Below are 22,330 nucleotides of genomic sequence, written 5' to 3'. Positions count from 1 at the left end.
TGCACGAGTCAATGCACGAATAAAAATGGTTAAAATTCACCTGATTTTTGTTGAAAAACTTGCGAATAGCCAGCTATTCACTGCATTTTCCGCCGCAATCAGGCAGATTTTTCCTCATTTTTCTTTCGCACCTGACTCGTGCAAAGATCTCAGATAGCTTTAAAGGGAAATAAGAATCGACATGACAACAAAAAAATAAAAGTCGTACTGTGTTGGCACATGCACCAACCTCATTATCGTGATGGCTTAGACGGTTTGTATCGTCTGCCTTGGGTGTATTTACACGCCATTAAAGATTACGCCGACATGGCTTGGCATCTTGAAAATTGTCCGGAGGCTAGAGTGGTCGTTAATTTTGCCCCGGTGCTGCTTGAGCAATTAGACGATTATCAGCAACAAATGCAGGCCTGGTTAGTCAGTGGAAAAATGATGCAAGACCCTTTACTCAATCTAGTGTCTGGCGCGCAACCAATTCCTAGCGAACCAAGTTTACGCGCTGAGATTGTTATGGCGTGTCAACGTGCTTACGCGCCCACTATGATAAATGTATTTCCGCATTTTAAAGAATTGGTTGAGATGGTTCAGTGTCATAAACCACCTTTAAGTGTCGATAATGCGTGCATTAGCTACCTAAATACGCAATTTTTTGTGGACTTGTTAGTTTGGTATCATTTAGCGTGGATGGGCGTAAGTTTGCGTCACTGTGACCCTAGAGTGAACAAGCTCATGGCCAAAAAAAATCATTATACTAAAGAAGATCAATGTATTTTAATGGAGATAATGACCGATGCAGTGGCCAGTATTATTCCTCGTTACCGCGCATTAAAAGAACGTGATCAAATTGAGATTTCAATGACCCCTTACGGTCATCCCATTATGCCTTTGCTCATTGATTTTGCGAGCATGAAAGACGCCTTACCTAATGCTCCAGCGCCTTTATACTCAGGGTATCCGGACGGATATGAACGCGCTAAATGGCATATGCAACATGGCATAGAGGTTTATGAACATTATTTTGCTACGCGCCCTAAAGGGGTTTGGCTGTCAGAAGGTGCTGTCAGCAGTGCCGCAGTGGGATTGCTGGACGAGTTTGATATTCGTTGGACGGCATCGGGAGAAGGGGTATGGCGTCATTCATGCGAAGCTTCGCACTTAAATGAGCACGACATACACAGCAAGCGAGCCTTATATCAGCCTTTGCAGCAAGGCTCGCAAGATTGTGCCATGTTTTTTAGAGACGATGGGCTGTCGGATATGGTGGGTTTTCAATATAAAGATTGGAACCCGCAAGATGCCGCTAACGATTTTGCACAACACATGGAAAACATTGCTAACTTTTTAGGCGATGATGTGGAGGAGCACGTGGTCAGTGTCATTTTAGACGGTGAAAATGCATGGGAATACTACCCCGATAACGCACATCTGTTTTTAAGCAAAATGTATGAGAAACTCAGTCAGCATCCACGCATTCAAATGACCACTTTTGCGGATGCTTTAGACCAAGGTGCGGTGGTGCGTCATTTACCTGTGTTAAAAGCAGGAAGTTGGGTGTACGGTTCGTTTTCGACGTGGATTGGTGAGGCCGATAAGAATCGAGGCTGGGACTTATTGGTAGAGGCTAAATACGCTTTTGATACGGTCATGGCTTTAGGCAGTCTGACGCCTAATGAGGTTAAACAGGCTACTACTCAATTGGCCGTGTGTGAGGGTTCTGATTGGTTTTGGTGGTTTGGTGGGTACAATCCATCGGGCAGTGTGCGTGATTTCGATCATTTGTACCGTCGCCATTTAACTCGGTTGTATCAAATGTTGAATGTGGCTGTACCTGAAAACTTGGCGGTGGCCATCTCTTATGGGGGTGGCGACATGGAAAATGCCGGCACTATGCGCCGTAATTAAGACAGCCAGCGGCATCTTTATAACTTGGTTTACCTATTAGCGTACACCTAATCTTAAATGGATGCTTATATAACTTAATGTTTTAAACTGTTTTTAAACTTTTTTATAAATTAGTTTTATAAAGAGACCTTTGCACGAGTGGGGTGCGAGAAAAAAATGAGGAAAAATTTACCTGATTGAGGCGGGAAACGCAGTGAATAGCTGGCTATTCGCAAGTTTTTCAACGAAAATCAGGAAAATTTTAACCATTTTTGGCCGTACATCCACTCGTGCAAAGGTCTCATAAAGTATTTTTATAAAGTTATTTTAGGTTGTTCTTCAACTCATATTGAGAAAATATTGTGAATAAAAAACAAGCTGGCGTGCTGTTACACCCCACATCCTTACCCAATACAGAAGGCAGGCCTGGACAGTTAAATGACCAGGCCTGGCGCTTTTTAGATTGGATGGCGCAAGCGGGCTTGTCTATTTGGCAAATGCTCCCATTAACTCAAACTCACGATGATTTATCACCGTATCAAGCGGTATCGGCTTTTGCCTTAAACCCCGCTTTATTGCCCGATGATTGGTTACGTTGGATGGATGAAGAAGCGTTTATACACTATCTAAATCACCCACCACACTGGCTCGAAGATTATGCGATGTTTATGACCATTCGGTTGCAACACAATAAAATGGCTTGGCGAGAATGGCCTCATGCGCTTAAAATTCGCGATTTATCTGCATTGCAAGCGTTTTCTAATAAACACGCCAGCGAGTTGTTGGAGTTTAAAAAACAACAATTTGTAATGTCGCTGATTTGGCAAAAGTTTAAGGCCGATGCCAATCAAAAAGGCATTGAATTGTTTGGGGACATGCCTATTTTTGTAGCTTACGACAGTGCCGACGTTTGGGCTAATCCTGGACAGTTTAAGCTTGATGCCAATTTAAACCCAACCGTAGTAACCGGCGTACCGCCAGACTACTTCTCTGAAACCGGTCAACGCTGGGGAAACCCGCATTACAATTGGGATGTGATGTTGCAAGATAACTTTGCGTGGTGGCGTCAACGTGTTAGCCAAGCATTAGAGCAGTTTGATTTGGTTCGTATTGATCATTTTAGAGGCTTTGAAGCGGCCTGGGAAATTGCAGCACACGAAGAAACAGCCATAAATGGACAATGGGTTGCTACACCAGGCGAGGCTTTATTGGCCGCATTGCAAGCCGAATGTCCGCTATTGCCTTTGGTGGCCGAAGATTTGGGTATTATCACGCCTGGCGTGGTGGCGTTAAAAAATCAATATCAACTGCCGGGTATGTCGGTGTTGCAATTTGGTTTTAATGGTTTGCCAGACAATCCCCATTCGTTGCACGAGCAGGTCGAAAATTCGGTGACTTATACTGGTACCCATGACAATGACACCTCATTAGGATGGTTTAACAGTCTTGATGAGTCGGCACAATCATGGATAGTGCAACAGCTTATGCCCAATGTGGCTCACCAATTGGAGCAAGCAGGACTGCCCAGTTTAATGCCGTGGCCATTGGTGGCGGCTGCGTTAAATACCGTGGCTCAAAGGGTGATTGTGCCCATGCAAGATTTTTTAATGCTTAACTCAGAACACCGTATGAATGTGCCCGGTGTGGCCGGGGGTAATTGGCGTTGGCAATTTGATTGGACACAAGTGCCCGATGCTCTTGCCCAACAATTGCGTAGTTTATTAACGCAAACGCAGCGTGTCATTGCGCCTTAATTAATACATTTTTTACCCACTTAAGTGCAGGCAATACGAGCGTGAGTGGGTCATAACAGATTGGTTGAATATCACTATGCAGATTTTATGGCAAACCCTCGATAAATCAATGCAGGCAAATCTTGAGCGTTTAAAGCAAGGGCGTCATCATGATCCTTTTGCCGTTTTAGGTTTTCATGCGTTAACACCTGCACAATGGGAAGTTAGAGTGTGGCTGCCTACCGCGGAAAGCGCTCAGGTTGAGGGCAATATTTGCTTAAAACAAGTGGCTGACAGTCCTTTGTTTGTCGCCACGCTTAACGCTCAGCAAAAAGCCAGTTTACCCTTGCATTTTACAGTGCAATGGGTTGAAAAAAATGGCTCAGAACACGCCATGGTGTCGCCTTACACATTTTTACCGCAATTAGGTGAACTCGATTTGCACCTATTTTCGCAAGGGCAACATTGGAATTTGTACGACGTTTTGGGCGCGCACCCTAAAGTCATTGATGGCATTAGCGGCGTTCAATTTGCGGTGTGGGCACCGTCGGCCGAGCGTGTGTCAGTGATTGGTGACTTTAACGCGTGGCATGGTTTGCGCCATCCTATGCGCGTAAACGGCGGTTCTGGGGTGTGGGAATTGTTTATTCCTGGTTTGCAAGCGGGTGATTTATACAAGTTTGAAATTCGTAATCGCCATACTGGCGACTGTTTTACCAAAGTCGATCCTTACGCTCAAGCAATGGAATATCGTCCTGCTACGGGATGCATTGTGTATGAATCAAACTATCAATGGAATGACCAGGCCTGGTCAAACCATTTAAAGCAGTTTGATTGGCAAAAAGCGCCTATCAATATCTATGAAGTGCATTTGGGTTCTTGGCAAAGAGCCGATGACGGCTCGTTTTTAAATTACCGCGACATTGCGCATCGTTTAGTCGAATATGTTTTGTGGATGGGCTATACCCACATTGAATTGTTGCCAGTGTCCGAACATCCTTTAGATGAATCTTGGGGTTACCAAACCACCGGGTATTTTGCCCCGACCAGTCGTTTTGGTACGCCAGACGATTTTAAATATTTTGTGGATTATTGCCATCAACATCACATTGGTGTGTTTTTGGATTGGGTGCCAGCGCATTTTCCTAAAGATCAATTTGCATTAGGGCGTTTTGACGGCACGGCACTCTACGAGCATGAAGACCCGCGCAAAGGTGAGCATACCGAGTGGGGTACATACATTTTTAACTTTGGGCGCAATGAGGTGCGTAACTTTTTAATAAGCAACGCACTCTATTGGTTAAAAGAACTGCACATCGACGGTTTGCGCGTTGATGCTGTGGCCTCTATGCTGTATTTGGATTACTCACGCGCCCACGATCAATGGGTGCCTAATGAATTTGGCGGTCGCGAAAATTTAGAGGCCATTACCTTTATGCGCGCTCTGAACGAGCAAGTGCATGCCCAGTGTCCCGGGGCGGTGGTCATGGCTGAGGAGTCTACCTCTTGGCCCATGGTGTCGCGTCCGACCTGGATGGGCGGATTAGGTTTTTCAATGAAATGGAATATGGGGTGGATGAACGACACCTTAAGCTATTTTGAAAATGCGCCCATTTACCGCCAGTACCATCATAGCGAATTAACCTTTAGCCAAATGTACGCTTATTCTGAAAATTTTGTTTTGCCGCTGTCGCACGACGAAGTGGTGCATTTAAAAGGCTCTTTAATTGCCAAAATGCCAGGTGACGATTGGCAAAAAGCCGCTAATTTACGTCTGTTATTGGCCTACCAAATATTGCATCCGGGTAAAAAACTACTGTTTATGGGCTGCGAATTTGCCCAATGGAACGAGTGGAGTGAATCGCGTGCATTGGATTGGTATGTTTGCCAAGACCCACTTAATAAGGGTGTGCAATTGATGGCAAAAGCCCTTAACCACCTATACCAGCAAAGACCTGCGTTGTACGAGCGTGAGTTTGAAAGCAGTGGGTTTGAGTGGATTGATTGTCACGATTATCAGCAATCTGTGTTGAGTTTTATTCGTCACAGCGAACATGAAAAATTGGTGTGCGTGTTTAACTTTACCCCAGTACCTCGCGAGCACTATCGCATTGGATTACCCCAAGGTGGTGAGTATGTTGAGTTACTTAATTCCGATTCGGCGTTATTTGGCGGCAGTAATTTAGGCAACGCGGGTCTTGTCATGGCACAAGATCAGCCCTGGATGAATCAAAATTTTTCGGCTGAACTAACCTTGCCACCCTTGTCGGTGTTGGTGTTGATGCACCGAGATGCTTAATTTTTTACCCGTAGGAACTGTTATGAAAATTCTTTTTGCCACTTCTGAAGCGCACCCACTGATTAAAACCGGAGGGTTGGGGGATGTGTCGGGAAGTTTGCCCAATGCTTTAGCCGCGTTAAAACATTCATTGCGCCTGGTCTTGCCAGCGTACGGTGCTATTATGGAGCGCTTGCCGGTCGGTAGTTCACCCAAAAAAATTGCTTCTATTATGGTTGAAGGGTGTGAGCGAAACCTAGTCGCGCATATTTTAGAGCTTAACGCTGGCTCGATTAAAGGTTTGGATGTTCCAATTTGGTTGGTGCAAATTCCCGAACTGTTTGAGCGTGCTGGAAATCCCTACATAGCCGAGGATGGTATGGATTGGTGGGACAATGGCGAGCGTTTTGCGGTGTTTTCAAAAGTCGTGGTTGAGCTTGCTATGGACAGAGCAGAGCTTAACTGGCGTGCCGATGCCGTGCACGTCAACGATTGGCAAACTGGTCTAGTCCCTGCATTGTTGCACTTAGAAGAAAACGCACCAGTAAGCGTATTTACGGTTCATAACATGGCGTATCCTGGGAGTTTTCCTAAGTCATTGTTTGAGCAATTAGGTCTGCCGTGGACTTTATGGCATACCGAGGGGGTAGAGTATTGGGGGCATTTTTCAATGCTCAAAGCGGGTTTAATGTTTGCGGATTGGGTGAGTACGGTTAGCCCCACTTATGCCAAAGAAATTTGCTACCCCGAATATGGCTATGGTTTAGAGGGCGTTTTGCTTAAACGCGCCGCTCAACATCGATTGGTAGGCATTTTAAACGGTATTGACGAGACTGTTTGGAACCCTGAAAAAGACCCGTTAATTCATCGTAATTATTCGGCCAGTAAAGGTCGTGTGGTGGGTAAACAACACAATAAACAGGCTTTGTTAAACGAAATGTGTTTAATAATAGGTCAGGATGATTGCGTGATACAGCCTAAAATGGCCAGTTGGTTAGAGCGCCCATTGGTGGGCTTTGTGGGACGTTTAGTGGAGCAAAAAGGGGTAGATTTGATTTTAACTATCTTGCCCGAAATGCTGGCACAAAGCACCGCCAATTTTGTTATTGTGGGTTCGGGCGACAGATTGTTTGAAGCGGCTTTGCTTGAGCTGGCCGCCGCTCACCCCAATCGAATTTGGGTGTATATTGGCTATTCAGAAGCCCTAGCGCATCAAGTCGAGGCCGGGGCTGACTTGTTTTTAATGCCTTCGCGGTTTGAACCGTGTGGGCTAAACCAAATGTACAGCCTTGCGTATGGAACGCCGCCCATTGTTCACCACACCGGTGGACTGGCTGACACCGTTGTCAATGCCACGGACGAACACTTAAAAAACGGCACGGCTACTGGGTTTGTATTTTATGACCCCAGTCGGCATGCCTTAAAATCAACTTTATTACACGCTTTACACTTGTTTACCAAAAAGCGTACCTGGCAAGCTTTACAAAAAACCGGTATGCAACAAAATTTTGGTTGGCAAAGCAGTGCTAAGCACTATGCAAAACTTTATGCGGAGAAACTCTAAATGCCCACATCAACCGAGGCCAAACGAATGGATGTAATTAACGAAATGTTGCACCATATCGGCATGGAAAAAGACGACATTGAAATCGATTTTTTAAAGTATTTATGCCACACCTTGGGTCGTGATATTACTTCTGAAGACTACTATTTATTTAAAGCGTTATCGTATGCGACTCGTGATCGTTTAATGACCCGTTGGAAAAATACTTGGGAAGCGTATAACAACAATAAACATAAAAAAGCTTATTATTTATCAATGGAGTTTTTAATTGGTCGTTCGCTTACCAATAATTTATTAAACTTGGGAATTGAAAACGAAACCACTCAAGCCATGTACGATTTGGGCTTGAACATAGAAGAAATTGAATCGGCCGAGCGTGATGCTGGTTTAGGAAACGGCGGTTTAGGACGTTTAGCCGCGTGTTTTATGGACAGTTGTGCCACATTGCAACTGCCGGTAATGGGGTACGGTTTGCGTTATGAATACGGCATGTTTAGACAGATGATTCAAAACGGTTTTCAAATTGAAGAACCTGATCATTGGTTGGGTGCAGGGCCTTATCCGTGGGAAGTGCAGCGAGCTGAATACACCCAAGTCATTAAATTTGGCGGCGAGTCACGACAATATGTTGACCCGCAAAGCGGGCAAGTGTATGCCCATTGGGAACACGCAGAGGTAGTTGAAGCTGTGCCGTTTGACGTACCCATTCCTGGGTTTAAAAACAACACGGTCAACACCTTACGTTTGTGGTCGGCGACCGCGCAAGAAGGGTTTAATTTATCGCAATTTAACGCCGGTTCGTATCACGAAGCGGTGGCGCAAAAAGCCACTGCTGAAAATATTACTATGGTGCTTTACCCCAATGACAGCAGTGAAAACGGTAAAGAGTTGCGTCTAAAGCAGCAATACTTTTTAGTGTCGGCCAGTTTGCAAGATGTGGTGACCCAATGGAAAACCAAATACCAAGACTTTACCGATTTTGCGCAATTTAATGCCTTTCAGCTTAACGATACGCACCCGAGTTTGGCGATAGCCGAATTAATGCGCTTATTGGTAGATAAAGAGCGCATGCCTTGGGACCAGGCCTGGTCAATCACTACACAGACCATGGCGTACACCAATCACACCTTATTGCCCGAGGCGCTTGAGAAATGGTCGATTGGCTTGTTTCAAAAGTTATTGCCGCGTCCATTAGAAATTATTTATGAAATTAATCGACGCTTTTTAACGCAAGTGGCCATGAAGTGGCCTGCCGATTTACAGCGTCAACGTCGTTTGTCCATTATTGATGAGCACAATAACGTCTGCATGGCGTATTTGGCCATTGTCGGCAGTCATTCGGTTAATGGTGTGGCAGCGTTGCATTCTCAGCTGTTAAAAGAAGGTTTGTTTAACGATTTTTATCAACTGTGGCCTGAAAAATTTAATAACAAAACCAACGGGGTAACTCAACGTCGTTGGTTGGCCGGTTGCAATCCTAAATTACGTGCATTGCTAAAAACCAAAATTGGTGAGGGATGGATTACTGAACTCACTCAATTGGCCAAAATTGAACCTTTAGCCACCGATGCTGTATTTGCCCAGGCTTGGTATGACGTTAAACAAGCTAATAAACAAGCTTTAGCCGATATGGTTCAAAAAGAAACGGGTGTCGTGCTTAATATCGAATCGTTGTTTGATGTTCAAGTTAAACGTATTCACGAATACAAGCGTCAGCTATTAAATGTATTGCATGTAATCCATTTGTACTCGCGCATTAAACGTGGTGATACCGATAATTGGACCAATCGCAGTGTTATTTTTGGTGGCAAAGCGGCACCGGGTTATGCGATGGCCAAAAACATTATTAAGTTAATCAATAACGTGGCGCAAGTGGTTAACGCTGACCCTGATGTGGGCGATAAACTTAAAGTGGTGTTTTTTCCAAATTATCGTGTGTCGGCTATGGAGGTTATTTGTCCCGGAACTGATTTGTCCGAGCAAATTTCAACCGCCGGTAAAGAGGCTTCTGGCACAGGCAATATGAAGTTTATGATGAACGGTGCCTTAACCATTGGTACGTTGGACGGCGCAAACGTCGAAATTCGTGAAGCCGTTGGCGATGAAAACTTCTTTTTGTTTGGCTTGCATACACCTGATGTAGAAGCGTTGCGTCATCATTATTATCCGCAAGGGTACATTAATGAAAGCCATAATTTACAGGCGGTAATGGGTTTATTAGAAAGTGGTCACTTTAGCCAGTTTGAACCCGGAATTTTTAACGACATATTAAACTCGCTTAAAAGCCCGAGTGACCCTTGGATGACATTGGCCGATTTTGGCAGTTACATTACCGCGCAAGAAAAGGCCGCTTTGGCTTATCAAAATCGTGAAGAATGGGTGCGCATGAGTATCATCAACTCAGCACGCAGTGGGGTCTTTTCAACCGACCGCACTATGCTCGAATACAATCAAGACATTTGGAAACTCACGCCAGTTTCACCTGAGGCTTAACCCTCGATATAAACATTAGGGTGCCCTTTATTACGTTGAATAGGGGTGCCCTTTAATGTGAAACCTTTGCATGCAAGGGTTTCAATGTAAGGTTTCTCTAGCAGCCTGTCGGATTAAAATGGTTGAAGCGAAAAAAAGCCTGGTTTGAAACAGTTTTTGTTCAATTTTGAGGAAAATAGCCCGCTATTTGACGAAAAAGTGGGCAAAAAATGGCCAAATCCAGCTTTTTTGCAGCCAATCGGCTTTAATCCGACAGGCTGCTAGGCATTCTTAAATGTTTGTTGAGTTGGCTATCTTTATTAAACCGATTATTTGTGTGCTGCACGGATAATCGGTTTTTTTTAATTATCTTTTATTTTTTAGAACTCGCGTAGGGTTTTATAGCCTTCTATAACTGACAGGTCGGCCTGTTTGAATGGGTTTTAAGCCCAATGAATGCTACAATTCATGTTTAAATTATGCAGTTTGGAGTGGGATATGTGCGGAATTGTAGGCGGTGTGGGCGAGCGTAATATTGTGCCTATTTTGTTAGAAGGATTGCGCCGATTAGAGTATCGGGGGTACGACTCTTCTGGCATTGCCGTATTGGACAATCAGCAGCAGCTTTCGCGCATTCGCTCTTTAGGAAAAATCAAAAGTTTAGACGAAAAAATTCAAGGTAGTCCCACCGTTTTTTCTGGTCAAATTGGCATTGCACATACCCGTTGGGCCACGCATGGTGTTCCGGCCGAGCACAATGCGCATCCGCATATTTGCAACAACCAAGTGGCTGTGGTGCACAATGGCATTATTGAAAACTACGCCGAACTTAAAACATTACAACTCGCACAAGGGTATCGGTTTACTTCTGAAACCGACACCGAAGTGGTCGCACATTGCATTCATAAGCACTTAAGCGATGGCCATGATTTATTTAATGCAGTATTAACCGCCATTAAAGGCTTTAAAGGCGCTTACGCCTTGGGGGTTATTGCTATTAATGAGCCAGATACTCTTGTGGTTGCCCGCAAAGGCAGTCCGTTAGTTATTGGCGTGGGGATTGGTGAACACTTTATTGCCTCTGATGTGTCGGCTCTTTTGCCGGTTACGCAACGTTTTATGTTTTTAGAAGAGGGTGATATTGCAAAAATTACGCGCGACGATGTGTGTATTTTTAACGCCGAAGGTGAGGTCGTAGAACGGCTTATTAAAACTTCTACCTTAAGTTCGCATGCGGTCGAGCTGGGCGAACACCGTCATTACATGCACAAAGAGATTTTTGAGCAGCCACAGGCGGTCATTGATACCTTAGAAGGGCGCATTAGCCAAGAACATGTGTTGGTTTCGGCGTTTGGTCATCAAGCCGAGGCGTTGTTTAACACCATTACACAGGTGCAAATTGTGGCATGTGGTACCAGTTACCATTCTGGATTGGTGGCTAAGTATTGGTTTGAAGACATTATTGGTATGCCCTGTCAGGTCGAAGTGGCCAGCGAATACCGTTATCGCAATCCGGTTGTGCAAGACAATACGTTGTTTGTCAGCATTAGCCAGTCGGGTGAAACCGCGGATACCTTGGCGGCGTTACAGCAAATTAAACGTCTTAAAAAGGCTAAAAACATTCCTACGCTGACCATTTGCAATGTGGCCGAATCGAGCTTAACGCGTGAGTCGGACTTAACCTTTTTAACCCATGCTGGCCCCGAAATCGGCGTGGCCAGCACCAAAGCGTTTACGACGCAATTGGTGTCGTTGGCGTTGTTGTTAACGTGCGTGGGCAAAACCCAAGGCTTAATAAGTGAAGAACGTGAAAATATTATTGTTTTGGGTTTGCAAAAGTTACCAGGCCTGATCAAAAGTGCGCTGGCCAACGAAGACCAAATTATGGAGATTGCGAAGCAATTTGCCGATAAAAGCAGTGCGCTGTTTTTAGGCCGCGGCACCATGTACCCCATTGCGATGGAAGGCGCGCTTAAGCTAAAAGAGATTAGCTACATTCACGCCGAAGCGTATCCAGCAGGTGAGTTAAAGCATGGGCCTTTGGCGTTAATTGATGAAAATATTCCGGTTGTTGCGATTGCACCGCACGACGATTTGTTAGAAAAACTAAAATCGAATCTGCAAGAGGTTAATGCACGCGGTGGACAAATGATTGTGTTTGAAGATGAAAAGTCCAATGTGCAATCAGGGCCGGGCTTTAAAGTCATTAAAGCCACCACCAATGTTGGGCGCATTACCGCCCCTATTACCTTTAACATTCCGTTGCAATTATTAAGCTACCATGTTGCCTTAATTAAAGGCACCGATGTGGATCAGCCTAGAAATCTGGCTAAATCCGTCACGGTCGAATAAGAGATAACAAGAGGTCGCTAAAGATTTATGCGCACACGGCTTTATTGCCAATGGCGCACTGATCCGGTGTCAACGTGGATAAAATTAGATTTGGGGTAGAAACCTACGCCACCGCGCTGTTGGTGCATGGCAATGGTGCGCAGGTCGGCGAGTTTAAATCCGGGTAAATTAATGTCAATGGCTTTGCCTTGCATGTGCAGACTTTTTTTAGCCACACCCGACGCGGCCGATTTACCGTTTAACATGGCGTTGGTTTTAGCTGAACGATACCCTGAAATAACATTAAAGGCATCCTTGCGGCCGGTTTGGGCGCGAATGGCGTGCAGCAAATCAAACAGTTTAATGTCTATGGGGTGCGATTCGCCGGTTCGGTGGTCTCTTAAGAGTTGGTTAAATTCGTTAATGGCGCTTTTGTGGTATACGCCTTGTTCCCAGTAAGTGGTACTAAGGGTTTCGCCCGTGTGGGTGTTGTAAAACGATAGGTTGCGGAATTCTTCGTGGCTTGATTTGGCAAATACGGCTGCGGGCGCGATGCCCGCAATGGCGGCGACACTTCCCATTCCCAGTTTTAAAAAAGCTCTGCGTTTCATTGAATGATGGTCTGGCATACTTATTCTCAACGATTATTTGACACGATGTCGTAAAAGTAAAATTGTACCATAATTACTTTGGTTTTTACGTTTCCATAAGGGTTTTATAGTTGATTTCTGAATAAATCCAATAGCTTAGTGTCGTATTTGTACACATCAGGTCGTGAAAAAATCCGTCCAGATTCGTCTGCCCAGACCGTTTGATAGGTGAGATAAACCGGTATAGGGTCTTTAAGCCAAACGACGTGCTGTTGATTGGATTGAAGATAATTTTTTACAAGGGCTTGGGTTGTGGGTGATTGATTGCGGTTAAGGATGTGAAACGCTAACTCTTTGGGTTTTTCGGCACGAATGCACCCTGAACTCGCTAAACGGGTTGTTCGCGCAAAAGTTGAGCGCACAGGGGTATCGTGAATGTAAATATCTTGGTTATTAGGAAACATAAATTTAATGGCGCCCAATGCGTTTGTTGCACCTGCGTCTTGCCTGAAGCGGTACTTTAAAATGCCCTGAGCGGACATAGATTTCCAGTCAATGCTGTTGGGATCAAGAGGTTGGCGTTCTTGGGGGTCGTTTAGGTTAAAAATTTTTATGTTGTGCTGGTTTAAATAATTAAGGTCTTTTTTAAGCTTAGGCAATATGTCTTGAACCAAAATGGTTTTAGGAATGCGCCAGTAGGGGTTAAATACCAGGTGGTTTAGGCTGGCTTCCATCATGGGCGTTTGACGCTGCAAAGTACCCACAACGGCTTTCATCGAAAAATTTTGCGCATCGTGTATATAGCGTAAAGAGAAGTTGGCAATGTTAACCTCAATATACTGTTGATTGAGTTCAGTGGGTAGGTGCTGAAACCATCGCCAGCGTTCTAGATTGGTGCGAATGCTCGCTATAATTTCAGGCACACTTAGCGCCAGCTGGGCGCGGGTTTTTAGACCCAGCACACCTTCCTCGTTGATGTGATGACGCTGTTGAAAGGTGCGAATGGCTTGGTCAAGACTGGCTTTGCGCTCGATTGAGTCGTCTATTGGATGGTCTTCTTTTGGGGGTTCTGTTGTCGTGACGACCGAGGATTGATTCATATCTTCTGTTTCATCTGCCCATTGCCAACTCATCGCAATGTTGTTTTGCACGCTTTGACCAGGCCTGGTTAGTTTTTTGTGTAGTCGCCTGTGAGCATAAGACGTTGCCTAACGTTCTCGGGGTTAATATAGGCGTTAGGCTCTGTGAGCCAAGCGTTGTTGTGCGAAAGAGTTTTATAAAACGCCAAAGCTTTCTGAAGATTTAGGTACGCTTGATGTTTGGGCGCTAAAGATTCTAACGCGTGTGTCAGTTTGATAGGGCGTTGTCGTAATGTTTTTTCAAGAAATTGCGGCGCATTAAACGCACGCGGGGAAAGGGTTGAGTGAATCTTATTTGCCCCCAGCTCAGGAGCGACACCCTGCACCAAATGTTGACTTAAAGACATAAACGCACTGCTGAGCCATAGGTCGCGTAAGAGCGTGTTTTCTTGGTCTAGGCTCGACCTATGTAATGTCGATTGGTTGATGAGTGCGTTTAAGTGCTCTTGATGGTACAGCGGATGGTTGGGGTTTAATCCGTGGTGTGCGGCCAGTTTAAATGCCTCAAAAAGCGGGTTTGACCAGGCCTGGTAGTCTTCAGCAGTCCAAGCCAGTTGATATGCGCGTGCGGCATAAAAGTCTTGTAAATTAGCCAATTGATTGGCGTTAAGGTAGGTGGGTTTACCCGTTAAGGTTTGGGGGGGTTGCGACAGGATATTTTGCAAGCGAAGTTGAAGCGGTTGCGGCTGAGTAATTTGATTGGTTTGATTTACTTGGTTTGCTTGTATGCCTAAGTAGGGCAGGCAGGTTAACCACACGCCAAGCAGCCATGCCGTTTTAATAGTATGGTTTTTCATTATAAACACCCAGTCATAGCATGGGCAATTTACCTAAAGCGGCTTGATTAACCAAATCATGTACCTTAACCAGAATGGCTTTTTTGGCTTCAGGAGGAATGGTAAATACATCATTAAACGTAGAAGAGTTTTTAATTTTATCGTAGTTTTTTCGAGCACTTTGTGGAACTCTAAAGGTGTTTTCGTCGAAGTCGGTGGATGTATTAGGCGTGATTTTAATGTCTGGGTCGGCCAGCATGCGTTCAATTTCTTTTATGAACGATTCGGTATTAAACAACACACGACTTTGCGTGGATAATGTGATGGACGTATATTCTTTAGGGGTAAAGGTTTTGTCTTTGGCGATGCGTTTAACCGCGGTTTGCTGATCGGCTGGCACAAAGGGTTGAATGCCTTTCATAAAATATTGTTTTTCTAAGCGCATCATTAGATTAAGTACTTTTGATTTTGCGTGGCCTATTTGGGTTTTAACAAGACCAGCGTAGCCCGCCACCAATGCGAATGTTAAGACGCTAAAAATAAGGATTAAAACAAGTAACGAAGTTTTAGTGAGTGTTGCAAGAAGCATTATGGATCCGCTAGCAAACAGCAACCAAGCAACGCTAAGCCCAATAATAGCTGGTTTTTGAATAAACCATGGATAATACAGTTCTTCTTTAAATACCGTAGTATCTATGTCTAACAGCAGTTTAAGCGCCGCCATATGGTCAACTTGCTTCATAATTTTTCTCTGCTAATTAACCCTGATTAACCCTCATTTAAACCGTTTAATGTTTATTTTGAGACTGGTTTTAATGTGTTCCGGTAGATAACCCAATCGATTTTCCCCATTTCATAACGGCCGCGGTGGCGGCTTTCATGGCGTTGTCGGGCATCTTTAAGACATGTAATGCAATATTTCTATAATCTCTTAATTCTTGTGTCATGTATTGCTCACCGTTTGACGAGCTGACGACATAATTGGCCGCCATAATTAAAGCTGTAATGTGACGTACTTTTTGATCGTTAGCGGTTTTAAGTTCAAAGTCTATATCGTGATGTAACAGTATAGCTTTGTAGACACTTGCGCTAATATGCCATTTTTTTGAGATAAAAATACCCAAGTATGTATGAGCTGTATTATAAACATCTAACTCGTTGTTGTAAGCACTAATAGGGTTGGATAGTTGAGCACGAACAATTTCGCTGTAAAGTTGTGGCGCCACACGCGACATATAAACGGCACCTATATTTTGCATTAACCCCGCCATATACGCTTCAGAGCGCGACACATCAAACACCCAGTATGATAGTTCTGCGGCCGCTAAACCAGCTTGCGCGCCGTGCAGTAAAATTTCTTTTTCAAGTGGGTTTTGAGCAATAACTTTGGTAAGGCTGCTGGCTAAAAATAAATTGTAAATTTCGTCCAGTCCCAAGACATTTACCGCCGCTTTAGCGTCTTTTATTTCGGATTTTTCATTGGTTACGCTGGTATTTACTAAGCGCATAAAACTGCCTAATAATTCAGGATTGTGACTTATTAAGCCAGCGATAACCGAGGTATTTGGGTATTTTTATGGAGTTCTTCTTTAAGCTTAATAATTTCTTCTGGAATGGTGGGAATGGTCAGTTTGGCAATAATTTGCGCAGCAATGGCGAGTTTATCTTGCATTAAAAACCCTACTTAATTAGAAAAAGAGAATATATTAGCAGGATTTTAACGGTTATAGCTAGGTAATACGTGTTTTTTTCAATGCATTAAAACAGTGCGGCTCCCTCTTATGTTTTGCCACTAATCTACTTGGCAAAACGTTTGTTGCATAGCGCCCATTAAGTTTAATATGGTTTTGTCGCGCACTTTGCACAGAATTTTACTGCCCTCACGCCGTGAGGTTATGATGCCTTTTTCTCTTAAAATATCAATGTGTTGTGATATGTTACTTTGTGTAGTGCCCACTTGCGACACGATGTCCATTACGGGGAGTTCTTGTTCACCAATAACGCATAAAATTTTTAATCGCAATGGATGACCCATGGCTTTTAAGGCTTTAGAGGCTTTATTAATATTGTCTTCTTTCATTTGGAACTGCTTGGATTCTGAATCAATCATCTATTTCACTGTATAACTATATTATGATAATTGTTAAATTCTAATGAAAACGAGCCGTTATGTCACTTAAAGTTACTTTATAATGGACTAATAATTTTTGGGTACTGCCTTACAAACCCTAATACCACTTAAAAGGTACGGGAAATTTAGTATTAATTGGAGAGCAAACGGTGGCTACAAAACCTTCGGGAATAAAAAAAGTAATGTATGTAAGCACGGGTGTATTTCTAGGTGCGGCCATTGCGGTGGGCACAACTGTTTGGGCTGATAAAACTCCTCAGGCTGTAGAAGTGGCTGATGATGTTCAGCAAGTGAGCTTGCCATTGGAAGAGCTTAGGGCTTTTGTGGAAGTATTTGAACGAGTTTCAAACGATTACGTTGAAGTGGTTGACGATAAAAAATTGCTAGAAGGTGCGATTAGCGGCATGTTATCAAGCCTTGACCCTCATTCGGCGTATTTGCCACCTAGCGACTACAAAGACATGGAAGAGAGCACCAAAGGCGAATTTGGTGGTTTAGGCATGGAAGTGGGTATGGAAGATGGCTTTGTTAAAGTTATTTCACCTATCGACGACACGCCAGCCGAAAAAGCCGGAGTAAAAGCAGGCGATTTAATTATTAAGTTGGGATCTGAGCCCGTTAAAGGTAAGACCTTAAACGAAGCCGTTAATATTATGCGCGGCAAGCCAGGCTCTACTTTGTCGTTGACTATTGTGCGTAAAGGCGAAGACAAGCCACTGGTATTGGAGTTAACGCGCGCAATCATTAAGGTTAAAAGTTTAAAACAGCGCATGCTGACCGATAACTTTGGTTACGCACGCATCAGTCAGTTTCAAGTTCGTACTGGTCCTGACTTAGTCGCGGCCATTGAAAAGCTTGAGGCCGATAATGGCAAGCCGTTAAGCGGTTTGGTGTTGGATTTGCGCAATAATCCAGGTGGCGTGTTAAATGCCGCTATTCAGGTGTCGGATGCCTTTTTAAACAAAGGGTTAATTGTTTACACCGAAGGGCGCATTAAAAATTCACAAATGCGTTTTGAAGCCGAGCAAGGCGATATTATGCAAGGTCGTCCTATTGTAGTACTCATTAATGAAGGCTCCGCTTCGGCGTCTGAAATTGTAGCTGGGGCGTTGCAAGATCAAAAACGCGCTTTAATTGCTGGACGCAACAGTTTTGGTAAAGGTTCGGTTCAGACCTTGTTGCAGTTAAACAATGGTGCGGCTATTAAGGTTACTACAGCGCGTTACTTTACTCCGTCGGGTCGTTCTATTCAGGCTGAAGGCATTAAGCCAGATGTGAATATCGAGTTGGTTAAAGTTGAAAAAATCGACGATAACGGATTGAGTAACGTCAAAGAAAAAGATTTATCAGGTCATTTAGAAAATGGCAATGGCACTGAAAGCAAAGAGAAATCGGACGCTAAATCCGTAGACAAAGACGCGGCGAAAGCAGAGTTGCAAGAGGTCTTGGATAAAGATTTTGAGCTAAACGAAGCCATTCGCTTGTTAAAAACAATGACGTTTGCCCAGCAAATGAAAAGTTAGGCGTTATTTTTTCCAAGCGTGTGCTGTAATTTTTTGGTACACGTTTAGGTTTGATACGGTTGTATAAAAGCCTCTCGCATTGCAGAGGCTTTTTTATTTGGTGTAACGTCCAACCTAAATGCCTTTAACCTATGTGTAAGCTGTTTGCATTTTTTAAGAACGTTTATTTAATTTATTTGAGACCTTTGCACGAGTGAGGTGCGAGGAAAAAATGAGATAAAATTTGCCTGATTGCGGCGAAAAACGCAGTGAATAGCTGGCTATTCGCAAGGTTTTCAACAAAAATCAGGTAAATTTTAGCCATTTTTAACCGTGCCTTGACTCGTGCAAAGGTCTCTATTTAAGGGGTTTACATGACACGAGTATTAATTCCTTTAGCACAAGGGTGCGAAGAACTAGAAGCCGTGACCATTATGGACATTTTAGTGCGCGGTGGAGTAGAGGTGTTGAGTGCCAGTTTGGATGATAACTTAGTGATCACCGCCAGCCGAGGCGTGCGATTACTGGCGGACACCACGTTGGCGGCAGTTGAGCACCAAGTGTTTGACATGGTGGTGTTACCCGGCGGTTTGCCTGGTGCCGATTATTTGCAACAGGACTCGCGTGTGATTACCTTATTGCAACGCACCGTGGCGCAGGGGCATTATGTAGCGGCCATTTGCGCCGCGCCAAAAGTGTTGGTGCATGCCGGTTTACTCGATGGCAAGCAAGCCACCAGTTACCCAGGTGTGATTGAGCAGCAACCAGGGGCAGGCATGCGCTTTGTTAATGCGGCGGTGGTTGAGGACGGTAATGTGATTACCTCTCGTGGGCCAGGTACGGCAATAGATTTTGCATTGCTGTTGTTGGAGCGGCTTACCAATAAGGCGGTTCGCACCGGTGTCGAGCAAGGATTGCAGCGTTAATGTTTGAGTCGGTTAAGTCGCCACCCATTGAGTTTAAACGCTTAGGTCATTTTACTTTGTGGAAACGAGTATGGGTGCGCTTTAGACAAAGCAAAGGCTTTGATGCCGTGGCTATTTTGGCGTACACCACTTTGTTGGGCGTAGTGCCTATGTTGGCGGTGATGTTAAGCTTGTTTTCGGTTTCTCCTTATTTTGCCAATTTTGAAGCGCTGGTAATGGAGCAAGTGGTACACAATTTAATGCCCGATTCGCAGCCTATGATTGAAGTTTATTTAATGCAGTTTTCTCAACAAGCGGTTTTATTGAAAGGACCAGGCCTGGTGATAATGCTACTGACCACCTTAATGTTGTTGTGGAAAATAGACCAAAAACTGAATGGCTTATGGGACAGTCCCGTTAAACGCAAATGGTGGGTTGGGTTGTTGAATTATTTAGGAGTGAGCATTTTAGGCCCCTTGCTGTTGGGGTTGAGCTTGCTTACCAGCTCAACTATTTTAGCGTTGCCTTGGCTTGTAGACACTATGCCCATGCTTGAAAAGTTTACCTTTGGCATGCAACTGTTGCCGTTTATATTTAGTTTGTTGGGTTTTATGGTGTTGTATAAGTTTGTGCCAGTGGTCTTTGTAAGCGCCAAAGCCGCTTTTATAGGCGCTCTGTTGGCCACGGTGCAACTTGAACTATTAAAAACTGGTTTTGCGTTATACATAGGTTGGTTTCCTACCTACGATTTAATATATGGCGCGTTTGCCAGTGTGCCGCTGTTTTTAATGTGGCTGTATTTGGTGTGGTTTATTGTCATGTGGAACGCTGCGGTGGTGTATACCTTAACGCATACACCGCCTGATACCCTTAAACTCGCAGACCTTTCTAATCCTTCTAACTCTGCTAACTCTGCTAACTCTTCTAACCCTAATGACCCCTCATGCGCGTAATAATTGTTAAATGGTCGTTGGTGGTTGTGTTAATGGCGGGCATTGCATTTAGCATGCTGTTTGGCACCATGGCATTAGACTTAAACACGGTATGGGCTCAAGGTTTGTCGGCGCAACAAAGTCTTGTGTTGTGGCACATTAGGTTGCCTAGGGTGGTCATGGCGGCCATGGTGGGGGCTGGTTTGGCTGTGGCGGGTGTGGCCTTGCAATCGCTGTTTAGAAATCCATTGGCCGAACCTGGCCTCATTGGTGTGTCCAGCAGTGCCGCCCTAGGTGCGGTGCTGATCATTGTGTTGGGCGCAATGTGGTGGGGCAGTGTAGAGGCCTGGCACATGTCCTTAATGGCATTTGCATTTGGGATAGCGTCTATTGGCTTTATTTATCTAATTGCAACTCGACAAGGCTACACCGACGTGGCGCTGATGTTACTTGCCGGTGTGGCGTTAAACGCCTTAACCGGCGCACTTATTGGTGTACTGGTGTTTATAGCAGACGACATTCAGCTACGCTCACTCACGTTTTGGATGATGGGCTCGTTTGCAAACTTATCTTGGAATACCACCTATTTTGTAGGTGCGGCTATGGGTGTATCACTCATAGGATTATGGTGGTTAAAGCGCCCCATGAATGCATTTTTGTTGGGCGAACGCACCGCGTTGCACATGGGTTTTAATCCACGTCGTTTTAAATGGCAAGTTATGTTGCTTAGCGCGTTATTGGTCAGCAGTTCGGTCTCAGTGGTGGGGGTGATTGGCTTTGTTGGCTTGATTGTGCCGCACATTATCCGACTGTGTTGCGGAGCCGATCATCGCACCTTATTGCCCTTAAGTGCCCTAGCCGGAGCCAGCTTACTGGTGTACGCCGACTTGTTTGCGCGTATCTTAATCAGTCCGGGCGAGCTGCCCATTGGCTTGTTGATGGCGCTGTTAGGCGGGCCGTTTTTTTTAATGATGCTTTTAGCCAAACGGCGAGGGTTTTAGCATGGCCGTGTTTTTAGATACAGCCGACTCATTGTCCACGGATGCCCAGGCCATTGAGTTAAATGCAGTGGGTTTTTGTGTGGCCTCTCATGCCTTGCTGAGGGGCGTTAATGTGCGATTTTTGCCCGGTCAGATTAGCGTTATTTTGGGACAGAACGGCGCGGGAAAAACCACTCTTTTACGCTTATTGGCGAAAGAAATACTTCCAAGTGATGGGCGCATTATGTGGGCAGGTCGCGACTTGACCCATCATAGTTTAAGCTCGTTAGCGTTAGATCGCGGCGTGCTAGAGCAAACGGTCGATGTGGCATTTTCATTAACCGTTGAGCAAGTGGTTAGCTTGGGTGCGGAAGTGGGCGCTGACGTAGGCGCTAATTTTGCTTTGCACGTTGACACAAAAGCACGTTTGGTTGCCCGCGTAGAAGCGGCATTAACCGCCTGCGATTTGCAGTATTTGCGCCAGCGTGATGTGTTAACGCTGTCGGGCGGTGAGCAAAAGCGCACGCAATTGGCGCGCGTGTTGGCACAAATTTGGCCAGAAAATGATCAGCAGCCTAATGCTTTTGCTGGCAAGTGGCTGTTTTTAGACGAGTGGACGGCCGGATTAGACCTAAAGCATCAGTTGTGTTTGGGCACGCAAATGCAAGGTTGGGTCAAAAAAGGCTTGGGGATTGTAATGAGTTTGCACGATTTAAATTACGCCGCACAGTTGGCGCACACGTGTGTGCTGTTAAAAAAAGGCGAAGTTTTACAGGCAGGAACGCTGGCCGAAACGTTTAAGTTACCGTTGTTAAACGAGGCATTAGACGCTGTTCTTCGGATAGAAAAAGACCCTATAACCCAAAAGCCTTGGGTATTGCCTGGTTTATAAAAGTCTCTAAGAGACCTTTGCACGAGTCAAGGCACGGTAAAAAATGGCTAAAATTTACCTGATTTTTGTTGAAAATCTTGCGAATAGCCCGCTATTCACTGCGTTTTTCGCCGCAATCAGGCAAATTTTATCTCATTTTTTCCTCGCACCTCACACGTGCAAAGGCCTCTAAATAAACAACAAAAAAAGTGAACAGGCCTGTTAACCAGGCCTGGCTAGCAGACCTG

At 44.7% G+C, this 22,330-nt stretch carries 18 protein-coding genes; 11 read left to right on the top strand and 7 right to left on the bottom strand.

All coding sequences use genetic code 11. From position 1 onward, the window contains the following. Window positions 1–219 precede the first annotated feature (219 nt). From EP181_RS07465 to glmS, 6 genes are all read left to right on the top strand, one after another. The gene (locus EP181_RS07465) at window positions 220–1,899 is read left to right on the top strand and encodes a glycoside hydrolase family 57 protein (protein ID WP_127471082.1); all 1,680 of its coding nucleotides are present in this window, start codon (window positions 220–222) and stop codon (window positions 1,897–1,899) included. Window positions 1,900–2,240: 341 nt separating this feature from the next. After that, window positions 2,241–3,632 carry a 4-alpha-glucanotransferase gene (malQ, locus tag EP181_RS07460; RefSeq protein ID WP_127471081.1) on the top strand — a complete coding sequence of 464 codons (1,392 nt, stop codon included), beginning with the start codon at window positions 2,241–2,243 and terminating at the stop codon, window positions 3,630–3,632. A 76-nt stretch (window positions 3,633–3,708) separates the two neighbouring features. Continuing rightward, window positions 3,709–5,910, top strand: a complete 2,202-nt coding sequence (gene glgB, locus EP181_RS07455) for a 1,4-alpha-glucan branching protein GlgB (RefSeq protein WP_127471080.1) — start codon at window positions 3,709–3,711, stop codon at window positions 5,908–5,910. Window positions 5,911–5,932: 22 nt separating this feature from the next. Next, a complete protein-coding gene (gene glgA / locus EP181_RS07450; protein ID WP_127471079.1) occupies window positions 5,933–7,453 on the top strand; it encodes a glycogen synthase GlgA in 1,521 nt (506 codons plus the stop codon). Next, entirely contained in the window at window positions 7,454–9,946 is a 2,493-nt protein-coding gene (locus tag EP181_RS07445) for a glycogen/starch/alpha-glucan phosphorylase (RefSeq protein ID WP_127471078.1), read from the top strand. Window positions 9,947–10,423: 477 nt separating this feature from the next. Further along, window positions 10,424–12,277, top strand: a complete 1,854-nt coding sequence (gene glmS / locus EP181_RS07440) for a glutamine--fructose-6-phosphate transaminase (isomerizing) (protein WP_127471077.1) — start codon at window positions 10,424–10,426, stop codon at window positions 12,275–12,277. Between the two features lie 41 nt (window positions 12,278–12,318). Here the strand turns inward: glmS and mepK are convergent, their stop codons facing one another. From mepK to EP181_RS07410, 7 genes are all read right to left on the bottom strand, one after another. Beyond that, a complete protein-coding gene (mepK, locus tag EP181_RS07435; protein WP_197723362.1) occupies window positions 12,319–12,885 on the bottom strand; it encodes a peptidoglycan L,D-endopeptidase MepK in 567 nt (188 codons plus the stop codon). An 86-nt stretch (window positions 12,886–12,971) separates the two neighbouring features. Next, window positions 12,972–13,997 (bottom strand): L,D-transpeptidase family protein, encoded by a 1,026-nt coding sequence (locus EP181_RS07430; protein WP_127471076.1) that lies wholly within the window; start codon window positions 13,995–13,997, stop codon window positions 12,972–12,974. Between the two features lie 17 nt (window positions 13,998–14,014). Continuing rightward, window positions 14,015–14,782 (bottom strand): L,D-transpeptidase scaffold domain-containing protein, encoded by a 768-nt coding sequence (locus EP181_RS07425; protein WP_127471075.1) that lies wholly within the window; start codon window positions 14,780–14,782, stop codon window positions 14,015–14,017. A 13-nt stretch (window positions 14,783–14,795) separates the two neighbouring features. Beyond that, a complete protein-coding gene (locus EP181_RS07420; RefSeq protein WP_127471074.1) occupies window positions 14,796–15,503 on the bottom strand; it encodes a hypothetical protein in 708 nt (235 codons plus the stop codon). A 70-nt stretch (window positions 15,504–15,573) separates the two neighbouring features. Beyond that, the gene (locus tag EP181_RS07415) at window positions 15,574–16,269 is read right to left on the bottom strand and encodes an HDOD domain-containing protein (RefSeq protein WP_232023379.1); all 696 of its coding nucleotides are present in this window, start codon (window positions 16,267–16,269) and stop codon (window positions 15,574–15,576) included. Between the two features lie 32 nt (window positions 16,270–16,301). Further along, window positions 16,302–16,433: a hypothetical protein gene (locus EP181_RS12700; protein WP_269471133.1), complete on the bottom strand. Its 132-nt coding sequence runs from the start codon at window positions 16,431–16,433 to the stop codon at window positions 16,302–16,304. A gap of 120 nt (window positions 16,434–16,553) precedes the next feature. Beyond that, the gene (locus EP181_RS07410; protein WP_127471073.1) at window positions 16,554–16,871 is read right to left on the bottom strand and encodes an ArsR/SmtB family transcription factor; all 318 of its coding nucleotides are present in this window, start codon (window positions 16,869–16,871) and stop codon (window positions 16,554–16,556) included. 203 nt (window positions 16,872–17,074) lie between these two features. Here EP181_RS07410 and EP181_RS07405 point away from each other — a divergent pair, with 203 nt between their 5' ends. The 5 genes from EP181_RS07405 to EP181_RS07385 all read left to right on the top strand — a co-directional run bounded on the left by EP181_RS07405 (window position 17,075) and on the right by EP181_RS07385 (window position 22,103). Further along, window positions 17,075–18,415: a S41 family peptidase gene (locus EP181_RS07405; RefSeq protein WP_127471856.1), complete on the top strand. Its 1,341-nt coding sequence runs from the start codon at window positions 17,075–17,077 to the stop codon at window positions 18,413–18,415. A gap of 353 nt (window positions 18,416–18,768) precedes the next feature. Beyond that, on the top strand, window positions 18,769–19,320 hold the full coding sequence (locus EP181_RS07400) for a DJ-1 family glyoxalase III (protein WP_127471072.1): 552 nt from the start codon (window positions 18,769–18,771) through the stop codon (window positions 19,318–19,320). Then, window positions 19,320–20,252 (top strand): YihY family inner membrane protein, encoded by a 933-nt coding sequence (locus EP181_RS07395; RefSeq protein ID WP_127471071.1) that lies wholly within the window; start codon window positions 19,320–19,322, stop codon window positions 20,250–20,252. The genes EP181_RS07400 and EP181_RS07395 overlap by 1 nt, the downstream gene beginning before the upstream one ends. Continuing rightward, complete coding sequence (locus EP181_RS07390; protein ID WP_172959717.1) at window positions 20,243–21,232, top strand: FecCD family ABC transporter permease; 990 nt, start codon at window positions 20,243–20,245, stop codon at window positions 21,230–21,232. Before EP181_RS07395 ends, EP181_RS07390 begins: the two co-directional genes overlap by 10 nt. A gap of 1 nt (window position 21,233) precedes the next feature. Next, window positions 21,234–22,103, top strand: a complete 870-nt coding sequence (locus tag EP181_RS07385; protein WP_127471070.1) for an ATP-binding cassette domain-containing protein — start codon at window positions 21,234–21,236, stop codon at window positions 22,101–22,103. The last annotated feature ends 227 nt before the right edge of the window (window positions 22,104–22,330 follow it).

This window comes from Thiomicrorhabdus aquaedulcis (genome assembly GCF_004001325.1).
GTDB classification, from domain to species: Bacteria; Pseudomonadota; Gammaproteobacteria; order Thiomicrospirales; family Thiomicrospiraceae; genus Thiomicrorhabdus; species Thiomicrorhabdus aquaedulcis.
This window is presented reverse-complemented; position numbering and strand designations above follow the sequence as displayed.

What these genes read in the sequence shown, in the direction of transcription:
- EP181_RS07395 (WP_127471071.1), top strand. Translation starts at nt 19,320, where the DNA reads ATGTTTGAGTCGGTTAAGTCGCCACCCATTGAGTTTAAACGCTTAGGT.
- EP181_RS07390 (WP_172959717.1), top strand. Translation starts at nt 20,243, where the DNA reads ATGCGCGTAATAATTGTTAAATGGTCGTTGGTGGTTGTGTTAATGGCG.
- EP181_RS07400 (WP_127471072.1), top strand. Translation starts at nt 18,769, where the DNA reads ATGACACGAGTATTAATTCCTTTAGCACAAGGGTGCGAAGAACTAGAA.
- EP181_RS07465 (WP_127471082.1), top strand. Translation starts at nt 220, where the DNA reads ATGCACCAACCTCATTATCGTGATGGCTTAGACGGTTTGTATCGTCTG.
- EP181_RS07385 (WP_127471070.1), top strand. Translation starts at nt 21,234, where the DNA reads ATGGCCGTGTTTTTAGATACAGCCGACTCATTGTCCACGGATGCCCAG.
- EP181_RS12700 (WP_269471133.1), bottom strand. Translation starts at nt 16,433, where the DNA reads ATGCAAGATAAACTCGCCATTGCTGCGCAAATTATTGCCAAACTGACC.
- glgB (WP_127471080.1), top strand. Translation starts at nt 3,709, where the DNA reads ATGCAGATTTTATGGCAAACCCTCGATAAATCAATGCAGGCAAATCTT.
- EP181_RS07420 (WP_127471074.1), bottom strand. Translation starts at nt 15,503, where the DNA reads ATGAAGCAAGTTGACCATATGGCGGCGCTTAAACTGCTGTTAGACATA.
- mepK (WP_197723362.1), bottom strand. Translation starts at nt 12,885, where the DNA reads ATGCCAGACCATCATTCAATGAAACGCAGAGCTTTTTTAAAACTGGGA.
- EP181_RS07445 (WP_127471078.1), top strand. Translation starts at nt 7,454, where the DNA reads ATGCCCACATCAACCGAGGCCAAACGAATGGATGTAATTAACGAAATG.
- EP181_RS07410 (WP_127471073.1), bottom strand. Translation starts at nt 16,871, where the DNA reads ATGATTGATTCAGAATCCAAGCAGTTCCAAATGAAAGAAGACAATATT.
- EP181_RS07405 (WP_127471856.1), top strand. Translation starts at nt 17,075, where the DNA reads ATGTATGTAAGCACGGGTGTATTTCTAGGTGCGGCCATTGCGGTGGGC.
- EP181_RS07425 (WP_127471075.1), bottom strand. Translation starts at nt 14,782, where the DNA reads ATGAAAAACCATACTATTAAAACGGCATGGCTGCTTGGCGTGTGGTTA.
- glmS (WP_127471077.1), top strand. Translation starts at nt 10,424, where the DNA reads ATGTGCGGAATTGTAGGCGGTGTGGGCGAGCGTAATATTGTGCCTATT.
- glgA (WP_127471079.1), top strand. Translation starts at nt 5,933, where the DNA reads ATGAAAATTCTTTTTGCCACTTCTGAAGCGCACCCACTGATTAAAACC.
- EP181_RS07415 (WP_232023379.1), bottom strand. Translation starts at nt 16,269, where the DNA reads ATGCGCTTAGTAAATACCAGCGTAACCAATGAAAAATCCGAAATAAAA.